A 12,990-nucleotide genomic window follows, 5' to 3' on the forward strand; every position below is an offset into this window, starting at 1 on the left:
TTAGAACCCGAATCGCCACTCACGACCAACCCAGCCCATCTCGCGCTGGACGCCGGGTCGGTCGGTGGGCGGGTGGACGATCACCCGGGTGTCGAGCACGCCACCGTGCCGAACAAGTTACGCGAACGCGACATTCATCGTAAGACGGCGCGGTCGCATTTCTGAATCGATTACAGAGAATCGGCCGCCAGTGGTTCGTGAACGTATTCCGCGACAAGGTGTCAGTTAATCTCCGACGCATTACTGAACGTAATTGATCGAGTGTCGAAGGTGGTCGGCAAGTCGGGCGCGAAGTGCGGACCGGCCCGCAGATTGGGCTGAAAGACGTGGTCAGCTGCAACATGTGGTCCAAGATCGTGGGCTATTCGGACTAAATCGAAGGAATCCGTATTCCTCGACGCGCCCGGTCGACTTAACCTTGCGTAATTCTTCACCGGAATGTTCACTGGGGAGCAAGATGAAGTCCACGCCGTTGTTGTCGCGCGTCCGAAAAACCTCGGAGCGACTGCTCGACGCCCGATGACCCAAATCGGTTGCGTCGAAAGATTCGACGTGCACGTCCGGCATTCGCCCGACCGGATCGCGGTCTTCGAGCACGGTACCGGCCTCACCTACGCCGGGCTCGCCGGGCTCGCGGGCGGCCGCGCGCTGCGGTTGCGCGACGCCGGTGTCCGGCCGGGGGAGCGGGTCGGGCTCGTCACCGGGCACGGCAGCGCCGCGATCGCGGCGCTTTTCGGCACCCTCGCCGCGGGCTGCACTTACGTCCCGCTGGACCCCACCTTCCCCCGGGAGCGTCTCGAGTACCAGCTCGCGGCCGCGCGGGTGACCGCCGTGCTCGCCGATCCCGAGTACGTCGAGCTGGCGGAGTTCTTGTGCCGCACCGGATCCGCGCGGCTCGTGCACTCGGGCACGGAGACCGCGCCGCTCCCGGTACCGGAAATCGATCCGGACAGCCCGGCGTACGTGCTGTTCACCTCCGGGTCCACCGGCAGGCCGAAGGCGGTCGCGCAGAGCCACCGGAACCTCCTGCACGTCGTCGACAACCAGATCGCCGCGCTCGGCATCACCGCGGCCGACCGGCTCAGCCTGCTCGCGTCGTTCGGCTTCGACGCGGCGATCCCGGATCTCTACCCGGCACTGCTCACCGGTGCCGCGCTCGTGCCGGTCGACCTGCGCGCGCACGGACTCGCCCACGCCGCGCGCGAGCTGGCCCGGCACGAGGTGACCGTCTACCACTCGACGCCCACGGTCTACCGGCACCTGCTCGACATCCTCGGCGAGACGGGCCTCCCGTCGGTGCGGACGGTGCTGCTCGGCGGCGAGCAGGCGACCCACGCCGACGTCCGCCGCGGCCGGTTCGCGCCGGACTGCGTGTTCGTCAACGGCTACGGCGCCACCGAGGTGACTTTCGCCGCGCAGTACCGGACGACCGCCGCCGAACTGGACCCGGCCGCCGACGGGCCGCTGCCGATCGGGCGCGCGCTGCCCGGGTTCACCCTCGCCGTGCTGGACAGCGGCGAACTCGAAGTGCGCGGGCGGCATCTCGTCGGCGGCTACCTCGACCAGCCGAGCCCGGCGTTCGGGGTGACGGCCGACGGTGGCCGTCGTTACCGGACCGGCGACCTCGGCAGGCTGCTGCCGGACGGGAACGTCGTCTGCCTCGGCAGGCTCGACCGGCAGGTCAAGGTGCGCGGCTTCCGGGTGGAGCTGACCGAGATCGAGGCCCGGCTCGCCGAACAGCCCGGCGTGGCCGAGGCCCGCGCGATCGTGCGTGACGGCGACCTGCTCGCCTACGTGACCGCGGCCGGCCCGCGTCCGGACGGCCAGCTGCTGAGGGTGGCGCTGGCGGCCGTCCTGCCCGGCTACTCGGTACCCGCGGCCGTCGCCGTGCTGGACGAATTTCCGTTGACCGTCACCGGAAAACTCGACGAACGGGCGCTGCCGGACCCGCGCTCGACCGCGACCGTCCCGGCCGAGCGGCTGACCCCGGCCGAGGAACGCGTGCACCGGATCTGGTGCGCGGTGCTGGGCCGTGACCGGGTCGGGCGCACCGAGGCGTTCTTCGACGCGGGCGGCGACTCGCTGCGGCTCGGCCGGGTGCAGGTGCGGCTGGCCGACGAGTTCGGGGCGGACGTCCCGCTCCTCGCCCTGTTCGAGCGGACGACGATCGCCGGGCAGGCAGCGTGGCTCACGGAGTCCACTTCGGACATTCCGCCGCCGGTCACCGCCGAGGAGCCGGCCGGGGATCTCATCGCCGTCGTCGGGCTGGCCTGCCGGTTCCCCGGCGCGCCGGACGCCGCCTCGTTCTGGTGGAACCTGTGCGCGGGCGTCGACTCGATCCACGACTACGCCGACGACGAGCTGGCGGTGCTGGGCATCGGGCCCGGCCTGCGTGCCGACCCGGCGTATGTGCGGGCGGGCGGCCGGATCGAGGGTGTCGAGGAGTTCGACGCCGGGTTCTTCGGGTTCACCGCCGACGAGGCCGCGCGGACCGACCCGCAGCACCGGCTGTTCCTCGAAACGGCGTGGCGGGCACTCGAGGACGCGGGACGCGACCCCGCCGCCGAGACCGGGCCGGTCGGGGTGTTCACGGCGACCTCGGTGAACCGCTACTTCCTGTTCCATCTGTTCGGCAACCCGGCGGTGACCGGTGACGTCGACCCGGACGACTGGGAGGGCCGGCTGACCGGCCGCCAGCTCTCCGACCACCTGCCCGGCCAGGTCGCCTACCGGCTCGGGCTGACCGGGCCCGCGATCGCCGTGCAGAGCGCGTGCTCGAGCTCGCTCGCGGCGGTGGCGCTGGCCGCGCAGAGTCTCGCGGACTACCGGTGCGACGTCGCGCTGGCCGGCGGGGCGAACGTGACGTGGCCGCGGTACCGCGGCGGCGGGCTCGTCTCGCCGGACGGCAGGTGCCGCGCGTTCGACGTCGCCGCGGCGGGTGCCGGGTTCAGCTCGGGCGCCGGGGTGGTCGTGCTGCGGCGGCTGGCGGACGCGCTCGCCGACCGCGACCACGTCTACGCCGTGCTGCCCGGCTGGGCGATCACGAACGACGGCCCGGACCGCGCGGGCTACGCCGTGCCCGGACCGGCCGGGCAGGCGGCCGCGGTGGCCGAGGCACTGGCCATCGCGGAGGTCGCCCCGAACGAGGTCGCGCTGCTCGAAGCCCACGGCAGCGGCACCCCGCTCGGCGACGCGATCGAGGTGGCCGCGCTCAACCGCGTCTACCGGGACGCGCCGCCGGAAACATGCGCGCTGGGCTCGGTGAAGACGAACATCGGGCACCTCGACGCGGCGGCGGGCGTGGCCGGGCTGATCAAGGCCGTGTTGTCCGTGCGGCACGGCGTCATCCCGCCGAGCCTGCACTTCACGGCCCCGCACCCGGAGGTCGACCTGGCGGGCGGCCCCTGGTACGTCCCGGCGAAGGCCGCCGACTGGCCCGCCCGTGAGCGGCGGGTGGCCGGGGTCAGCTCGTTCGGCATGGGCGGCACGAACGTGCACGTGATCGTGGAGGAGGCCCCTGCCGCCCCACCACGGCAGGCGGCGAGCGGTCTGTTCGTACTGCCGGTGTCCGCGCGTGACCCGAAGGCGTTGCGCGCGGCGGTTTCCCGGCTGCGCGAGCGGCTCGCCACGGACGCGCCGGACCTCGGGGACGCGGCGTACACGCTTTCCGTCCGGCGGGCGTTCGCGTGCCGCGCCGCCGTGGTGGCGGACTCGGTCGCGGCGGCGGTCGCCGCGCTCGATGCGGTGCTGGCGAACGGAACCGACGTCGAAGGCCCGGCCGGGGCGGAGCGGGACCTGGCTGCCCACTGGGTCGGGGGCGGCGACGTCGGGTGGGCCGCGGGCGCTGAACCGGGCCGCGTCCCCTTGCCGGGTTATCCGTTCCAGCGGGAGCGGCACTGGATCGACCCACCGTCTCACCACACATCCGATCAGGGGAGCCTTCGGTGACCGACACTTTGCCCGTCGCGGGCGGCCACGGCCCGCCACTGTCCTATCCGGACACCACGCTCACCGGGCTGATCCTCGCCCAGGCCGCGCGCACCCCGGGCGCCGTCGCCGTCCGGCAGGGCGCCGTCCGGCTCACCTACCGCGAACTGGTCGCGTCGGCGACCGGCGTCGCCCGGCTGCTGCGGGCTCACGGCGCCGGGCCCGGCGCCCGCGTCGGGGTCTGCGCCGACCGGCGGCCGGAGCTGATCTCGACCGTCGTGGGTGTGCTGCTGTCCGGAGCCGCCTACGTACCGCTCGAACCCGGTGGACCGAAGGCCCGGCTGGCCGAAATCGCCGCGGACGCCGGGGTCTCCCTCGTCGTCGGTAATCGCGCACGGGCCGAATTCGGTGCCACGGAAGGCATCGAGGCCCTCGACGTGCCCCCGCCCGCGGACGGGCCCGCCGAGTGCCCAGCCGGGCCGGACGACCTCGTCCACCTCCTCTACACCTCCGGCTCCACCGGTCGCCCCAAGGGCGTGCTGACCAGTCACCGCAACGTGGTCGCGTTCGTCACCGGATTCGCCGCCGCCCTCGGGATCCGGCCCGGCGCCCGGGCGCTCGGCATCTCCTCCCTCGCCTTCGACGCCTTCACCATGGACGTGTTCGTCCCGTTGGCGCACGGCGGATCGGTCCAGCTCGCCGGTGCCGCCGACCGGGCCGACCCCGAACGGCTGCGGCGGTTCCTCGTCGAGCACGACGTCGAGTGGGGCTTCGTCACGCCGACGCTGCTGTCCATGGTGGACCCCGCCGCCGTACCCGGCTGGCGCGTCATCGCCTGCGGTGGCGAGCCGGTGCCCGCGGAACTCGCCGCGCGCTGGCTGCCGGGACGGCGGTTCTTCAACGCCTACGGCCCGACCGAGACCACCGTGGTGGTTCTCACCGACGAGGTCACCGGCCTCCCCGCCGACCCGCTGCCGCTCGGCCGTCCGACACCGAACCACCGGGCGTACGTCGTGGACGCCGAGCTGCGGCCGGTCGCGCCCGGCGAGGTCGGCGAGCTGCTCATCGGCGGTCCCGGCCTCGCGCTCGGTTACCTCGGCAGCCCGGAGCTGACCGCCGCGAAGTTCGTCGACGACCCGACCACACCGGGGGAACGGCTTTACCGCACCGGCGATCTGGCCCGTGAGCTGCCCGACGGCCGTCTCGAGTTCGCCGGCCGCGCCGACCGGCAGGTGAAGGTCCGCGGCCAGCGGATCGAGCTGGGCGAGGTGGAGGCCGCGCTCACGACCCACCCGGCCGTCGCCGCCGCCGCCGTGGAGGCCGTCCCCGGCCCGGCAGGCACCCGGCTGGTGGCCTTCCTGGCACCGGCATCCGCACCGTCCGATGTGGACGAACTCGGCCGGGACCGGCTCACCGCGGCGATGCGCCCGGCCGCGGTCCGGGTACTCGACCGCCTGCCGGTCAACCCGGTCACCGGCAAGCTCGACCGGCCCGCGCTGCGCGACCTGGCCGAAGCGGTGCTGGCGGGGCAACGGGCGGACCTCGGCCCGCTCGGCACCCCGGCGGAACGCGCGGTGGCGGCCATCTGGCGGCGAGTGCTCGGCGACGGCGCGGGGCCGGATTTCCTGACCTCGGGCGGGGATTCGATCACCGCGATGCGCCTGGTCGCGGCGCTGCGGGCGGAGCTGGCCGCGGACGTCGCCACGGAGGACGTCCTCGCCGACGGCACTCTCGAAGGGCTCACCCGGCGGGTCGCGGCCGCGTCTCCGCTGACCGGACCGGGGCTGACCACCGGGCACGCGCCCGCGTTGTCCCCGCCGCAGCGGCGTTTGTGGTTCCTCGACCAGCTCGCCCCGGACGCCGCGCCGTACAACATCGCGATGGCGTTCCGGCTGACCGGCGCGCTCGACGTGGACGCGCTGCGCCACGCGTTGCGCGCGGTCGCCGAGCGGCACGACGTGCTCCGCTGGCGGATCCGGGCCGTCGACGGCGCGCCGGTGGCGGATCGCCTGCCACCGTCGGACGTTCCGCTGCCGGTGGTGCCGATGACCGAGGGCGGCCTGCGGTCGAGGCTGGCGGCCGACGCCGCGACGCCACTGCATCTCGACCGCGATGCTCCCTGGCGCGTGCGGCTCTACCGGCTCGGCGAGACGGAGCACGTGCTCGGCTTCACGCTGCATCACGCGGTGTTCGACGGCTGGTCGCAAGATCTGCTTTGTGCCGATCTTTCAGCGGCCTACCGGGGCGAGCCGCTGCCGCCGCCGGTGGCGTCCTATGCGGACTACGCGGTGTGGCGGGCCGGACGCGACGAACGCCGGGAAGCCGTGGATGTCGCCTGGTGGACCGGACAGCTCGCCGGTGCACCGGCCACAGTGGACATTCCACGGGATCGGCCGCGCCCGGCCGTACAGACCTATCGGGGCTCGAGCCTGCGTCAGTCCTTTTCGGACGGTGTCGCCGAGTCGGTCCGGGCACTGGCCGCCCGCACCGGCACGACGCGCGCCGGGGTGCTGCTCGCCGCGTTCGGCCAGCTGCTGCGGCGGCTCACCGGCGTGGCCGACCACCTGGTCGCCACGGTCGTCGCGGACCGGCAGCTCGCCGAGTTCCAGGAGGTGGCGGGGTTCTTCGTGGACATCGTGCCGGTGCGGCTGCGGGCCGACGACACCGCGGACTTCGCCACGCACGTCCGTGACGGCGGCGCGGAACTGCTCGCCGCGACCGCGCATCCGGCCGCGCCGGTCGAGCGGCTCGTCGAGGCGCTCGGCGTACCCCGCGATCCCGCGCACGCCCCGCTCGTGCAGGTGATGTTCAACGTCCTGAACTTCACCGAGCCGCGGCTGGACCTGCCCGGCGTGGCCTCGGCGTGGCTTCCGGTCGACAAGCCGGGATCGCCGTTCGACCTCACGGTGTACGTCCACGACGACGGCGTCGAACTGCTGTACAACCCGGACCTGTTCGACCACGCCCGGATGGCGGGGCTCGCCGAGGACTACGTCGCCCTGCTCGCCGCGCTGGCCGCGGCGCCGGACGCGCCGGTCGGCACGAGCGTGCCGGAGCTGCCACGGGCGGGCGTCCGCACCGCCGCGCCCGCCGCGTCGACCCGGGTCCCGCCGCGGCGGCCGCCGTCGGTGACCGCGGACCCGGCGGCGGCTGCGGCGACCGAGGCCGTGATCGCCCGTGCCTGGTGCGACGTCCTCGGCGTCACCGAGGTCGGGCACACCGACAACTTCTTCGACGTCGGCGGGCATTCGCTCGCGCTGGCCCGGGTGCACGCCCAGATCACCGCCCGGCTCGGCCGCCGGATCCCGATGGTCGACCTGTTCAGCCATCCCACCGTCCGCGCCCTCGCCGCGCACTTGCACTCCGGCGGCGCCCCCGCCCCGGAACTGGCCCGCGCCGCCGAACGCGTCGCCGCCCGCCGCGGCCGCACCCAGACCAGAAGACCCCGTAGCACCGCCGGCCCGGCCGGCCCTTGAGAGCCAGTTTGGCGGAGCTGCGACTTGCTTCGCGAAAGGGACATAACGCGTGAACCCGCCCCGGCCGAAGGCCCCGCTATCGCGGTGGCAGGGCGCCTCTGTCGCCAACGTGAGAGGTAAGACCAGGTCGCGCCCTGCCGACGCGATCGCGGACGCGGGTTCACCGACAGACACCGATAGGAGCACCACCGTGACCCACCTTCCCGAAACCGGCACCGGCGATCCCGGAGCCGAACCGATCGCGATCGTCGGCTTGGACGTGCGCGTGCCCGGCGCGCGGGACGCGCGGCAGTTCTGGCGCAACCTCGTCGACGGTGTCGAGTCGATCGTGCCCGCCACCCGCGAGGAGATGATCGCCCGCGGCGCCGAAGAGGCCACTGTGGACGATCCGAGCTGGGTGAACGCCACCGCCGTGGTCGACGGCTTCGACGAGTTCGACGCCGAGCTGTTCGGCATGACCAGCCGCGAGGCCGAGATCACCGACCCGCAGCATCGACTGTTCCTCCAGTCGTGCCACGCCGCGCTGACCGACGCGGGCTACGACCCGGCCCGCTTCGACGGCGCGATCGGTGTCTACGGCGGGTCTGGCGGCACCGGCTACCTGAAGGAGAACCTGCTGCGCAACGAGCGCATCATGGCCTCGCAGCACGGTGGTATCGGCATCTCGACCGGCAACCAGCCGAGCTACCTGACGACCTCGGTGTCGTACAAACTCGACCTGCGCGGCCCGAGCCTCGCGGTGTTCACCGCCTGCTCGACGTCCCTGGTCGCGGTGCACCTGGCCTGCGAGGCGCTGCGCAACGGCGAATGCGACATGGCGCTGGCAGGCGGGGTGAACCTGGAGATGCCGCACGGCATCGGCTACATGGGTGTCGAGGGCTTCACCTCGCCCGACGGCCACGTGCGGGCGTTCGACGCCGGTGCCAACGGCACGGTCTGGAGCAGCGGCGCCGGGGTCGTGCTGGTGAAGCGGCTGTCGCAGGCGATCGAGGACGGCGACCACATCCGGGGAGTCGTGCTGGGCAACGCGATCAACAACGACGGCGCCACCAAGGTCGGCTTCTCCGCGCCCAGCGTGTCCGGGCAGACCGAGGCGATCGCGCAGGCCGTCGGCATGGCCGGTGTCGACCCGCGCACCATCGGCTACGTCGAGGCACACGGCACCGGCACCGCGCTGGGCGACCCGATGGAGATCACCTCACTGTCCACTGTGTACGGAAACGGGGTCGCGGACACCGGCTGGTGCGCGATCGGCTCGGTGAAGTCCAACATCGGTCACCTGTCGCAGGCGGCGGGTGTGGTCTCGCTGATCAAGGCCGTGCTCGTCATGGAGCACGGGCTGATCCCGCCGACCATCAACTATCACGAACCCAACCCGGGCATCGACTTCCCGGCGAGCCCGTTCTACCCCGCGAGCGGGGTGACGAAGTGGGAGGCGGGCCGGGTGCCGCGGCGGGCGGGCGTCAGCTCGTTCGGCGTCGGCGGTACCAACGCGCACGTCGTGCTGGAGGAGGCGCCGGTCCTCGAGCGGTCCCGGACGCCGCATCCGGCGCATCTGCTGCGGGTGTCGGCCACCACCGCGGAAGCGCTCTCGGCCGCGGTCGACCGGCTGGCCGAGCGGCTGGCCGGGGACGTCGACCTCGATCTCGCCGACGTGGCCCACACGCTGGCCGCCGGGCGTACCGAGTACCCGCACCGCGCGGTCGTCGTCGCCCGTGACCTGGAGGACGCTGTCGACGGGCTGCGGGACTCCCGGCGCCTGGTGTCCGCACAGGCCGGGGAGCCGAACGTGGCGTTTCTCTTCCCCGGCCAGGGTTCCCAATACGCCGGGATGGGCGCCGAGCTGTACGAGGCCGAGCCGGTGTTCGCCGCGGCCGTCGACGAATGCCTGCGGCTGCTCGAATCCGGGCTGCCGGAGCTGCGCGACCTGATCTTCCGGCCCGGTGGCGAGCAGGCGCTGCGGGAAACCCGCGTGACCCAGCCCGCGCTGTTCGTCGTGGAGTACGCGCTGGCGAAACTGTGGCAGAGCTGGGGCGTGCGGCCCGCGGCGATGATCGGTCACTCGGTCGGCGAGTACGTCGCCGCGACCGTCGCCGGGGTCTTCACCCTGCCCGACGCGCTGAACCTGGTCGCCACGCGCGGCCGCCTGATGCAGTCGATGCCCGCCGGGGCGATGCTGGCCGTCCAGCTCGACGAGGAGAGCGTCGCCACGCGGCTGCCGGGCACCCTCGCGATCGCCGGGGTGAACGGGCCCGGCACGTGCGTCGTGGCCGGGCCGTCGGACGCGATCGCGGACTTCGCGGAGACGCTCAAGGCGAGCGGTGTGCAGTGCCGCGAGCTGGTGACCTCGCACGCGTTCCACTCGCCGATGATGGACCCGATCCTCGCCGAGTTCACCGACGCCGTCGCCGCCGTCGCCCGCACCGCGCCCGCGCTGCCGTTCCTGTCGAACGTCACCGGTGACTGGATCACCGACGCCCAGGCCACCGATCCCGCCTACTGGGCATCCCACCTGCGTCAGGCCGTCCGGTTCGGCGACTGCGTCAAGAATCTGTTCGCGCGCGGCGGCCGCTGGGCGCTCGTCGAATGCGGCCCGGGACATCAGCTGTCCGGCCTGGCCCGCGGCCAGGTCCCGAAGGGCATGCCCGCGCCGCAGCCGAGCCTGCCGGGCCGTACCGAGCGCATCGGCGACGTCGAAACGCTGTATGGCGCGGCCGGTCTCTTGTGGACGAACGGGGTTTCGCTCGACCCGCGGACGTTCGGCGCGCCCGGCTACCTCGTACCGCTGCCCGGCTATCCGTACGCGCGCAAGCGGTACTGGGTCGACCCGGACCCGATCACGGCCGCCCAGCCCGCGCGGCGGAGCGGTCCGCTGCCCCTGTCCGAGTGGTTCGCGGTCCCGGCGTGGCGGCAGGCGGAACCGGATCTGAGACGCGAGCCCTTCGCGAACGCCCTCGTCTTCGCCGCCGATGACGTCCTGCCCGGACTGCTGCGCGAGGCGGGTGTGACGGTCACCGAGGTGCGACCCGGCGACGGGTTCGCCGCGACGGACACCGGCTTCACCGTCCGCCCCGGCGTGCGCGAGGACTACGACGCGCTCGTGGCCGCGCTGCCCGCCCGCCCCGAGCGGGTCGTCCACGCCTGGACACTGGCCGGGCACGAGCGCGGCATGGCCGCCCAGGATCTCGGGTTCTTCAGCCTGCTCAACCTCGTCCAGGCCTGGGGTGAGCCGGTGCGGATCGACGTCGTGAGCACCGGCACCGCCGACGTCACCGGCACCGACCTGACCCGCCCCGAGCACGCGACCCTCGCGGGCATCGCGCGGGTGGTGCCGCTGGAGGTCGCGGGCACGGTGGTGCGCCGGATCGACGTGGATCGCTCGCAGGAGGCCGTCGCCGAGCTGTTCCGCCCGGCCGACGCGGCGGCCGAGGTCGCGCTGCGGGCCGGTCGTCGCTGGGTGCTTGACCACACCCAGATCGAACTGCCCCCGGCCGCCGAGCCGGTGCTGCGGGACGGCGGCCGGTACCTGATCACGGGCGGGACCGGCGGCATCGGCATCACGCTCGCCGAGGACCTCGCCCGCCGGGTGCGGGCGAAGCTCGTGCTGCTCGCCCGTGCCGGACTGCCGCCGCGGGCGGAGTGGGACGCGCACCTCGCCGCGCACGGCGGCACCGACCGCGCCGGGCGCACGATGCTCGCCGTGCGGCGGATGGAGGCCGCGGGCGCGGTGGTGCACGTCGCCGCCGCCGACGTCACCGACGCGGCGCGCCTGCGGGAGGTGCGTGAGCTGGCCGAGCGCGAGTTCGGCGGCCTGGACGGGATCGTGCACGCCGCCGGGATGCCCGGCGGCGGCGTCGCCGAGGTGAAGGAGCGGGCCGCGGCCGAGGCCGTGCTGGCCCCGAAGATCGCCGGGACGCTCGCGCTGGCCGAGGCATTCGCCGACCTGCCCATGGACTTCGTCGCGTTGTGCTCGTCGATCACCGCCGTGGTCGGCGGCATCGGGCAGGTCGACTACTGCGCCGCCAACAACTTCCTCGACGCCTACGCGCGCGGCAGCCACGGCTGGCGGGCGCGGTTGGTCTCGCATGCCTGGGGTGGCTGGGACGAGGTCGGCATGGCCGCGGAGGTGGCCGCGCCGACCACGATCCGGACCGCCCGGTCGCGGTCGCTCGGCCCGGTCGAGCACCCCGTGCTCACCACCCGCACCGAGGACGGCGCGCACGGGCTCGTCTCGGCGGCCACGCACTGGCTGCTCGACGAGCACCGCATCGCCGGGGTGCCGGTGGTACCGGGCACGGGACATCTGGAGACCGTCCGCGCGGCGGTGGCCGCGGCACTGCCGAAGCCCGGTGACGGGCACGTCGTCGAACTGCGGGACGTCGCGTTCCTGGAGCCGTTCGGCGTCCCGGACGGCTCCACCGCGGAGTACCGCGTGGAGTTCGACGGCGACGAGTTCACCGTGACCAGCCACATCGCCGGCGCGAGCCGGACCCACGTGCGCGGATCCGCCGGATGGGTCGAGGCCGAAGCGGCGTCCACTGTGGACATCGAGGCGGTGGCGGGGCGGACCGAGCCGATCGACGACGGGAACGGCTTCGGCACCGGCCGCACCAGCATGGTCACCTTCGGCCCGCGCTGGGCGGCGCTGCGCGAACACCGCATCGGCGCACAGGAGGAGCTGGCCACGATCTCGGCGCCCGATGCGGCGGTGGGTGACCTCGGCGCGTGGGGGTTGCACCCGGCACTGCTGGACGTCGCGACCGCGTTCGGCCGCGGCCGGGGGAGCGGCACCTATCTGCCGATGAGCTACGGCCGGATCGTCGTGCACGACGCGCTTCCGGCGAGTTTCCGCAGCCACCTGCGCCACCGCGACTCCGGCGGCGACCAGGTGGTGGCGGCCGATCTGTCGCTGTGTGACGAGACCGGCCGCGTACTCGTCACGATCGAGGACTTCGTGCTGCGCCAGGTCGATCAGGACGCCGTCGGCGGTGGCCTGACTTCGGCGTCCACGGCGCCCACTGGGTCGACTGTGTCCACTGTGGACAAGACGTCGACCGGGATCCGGCCGGTGGACGGGGCCGAGGCGTTCGTCCGAGCGCTGGCACCCGGCCTCGGCGGACAGGTGGTGATCACCACCCTCCCGGTGCGGGAGCTGATCGAACGCCGGGTCAGCGCCGAGGAGCTGGACGAACCAGGCGAAGCGCCGGTGAAGGTGTCGGAGGACGACTACGTCGCCCCGCGCACCGATCTGGAGGCCGAGATCGCCCGCCAGTGGACCGAGCTGCTCGGCGTGGAGAAGATCGGCGTGCACGACGACTTCTTCGCCCTCGGCGGCAACTCGCTGGTCGCCATCCAGCTCATCGCCCAGGTGCGCAAGGCCACCGGCACGCGGCTGGCGATGAAGACGCTGTTCGAAGCGTCCACAGTGGCCACTCTGGTCGAGCGGATCGAGGAGCTGCGCGCAGACAAGGCCGAGGCGCCCGCCGAACCCGCCCGGACCACCATCCCGAAGCTCGAGCGCTGAAGCGGTGGCGTGGTCGCCGCGCGGGTCGTGAGTGGCGTTTCGGGTGAGAACCCGAAACGCCAC

The 12,990-nt window shown here is 73.4% G+C and carries 3 protein-coding genes; all 3 read left to right on the plus strand.

The genetic code is table 11. From position 1 onward, the window contains the following. The first annotated feature begins 519 nt into the window (after positions 1-519). Positions 520-3,948, plus strand: a complete 3,429-nt coding sequence (locus ACZ54P_RS13105; protein ID WP_465461730.1) for a non-ribosomal peptide synthetase — start codon at positions 520-522, stop codon at positions 3,946-3,948. Beyond that, positions 3,945-7,403, plus strand: a complete 3,459-nt coding sequence (locus ACZ54P_RS13110) for an acyl carrier protein (protein WP_465461731.1) — start codon at positions 3,945-3,947, stop codon at positions 7,401-7,403. The genes ACZ54P_RS13105 and ACZ54P_RS13110 overlap by 4 nt, the downstream gene beginning before the upstream one ends. 190 nt (positions 7,404-7,593) lie before the next feature. After that, the gene (locus ACZ54P_RS13115; protein WP_465461732.1) at positions 7,594-12,927 is read left to right on the plus strand and encodes a type I polyketide synthase; all 5,334 of its coding nucleotides are present in this window, start codon (positions 7,594-7,596) and stop codon (positions 12,925-12,927) included. Positions 12,928-12,990 lie beyond the last annotated feature (63 nt).

This window comes from Amycolatopsis sp. NPDC034160, from assembly GCF_055575355.1.

Bases quoted from the DNA above. Each gene is read 5' to 3' on its own strand.
- ACZ54P_RS13105 (WP_465461730.1), top strand. From the start codon at position 520: ATGACCCAAATCGGTTGCGTCGAAAGATTCGACGTGCACGTCCGGCAT.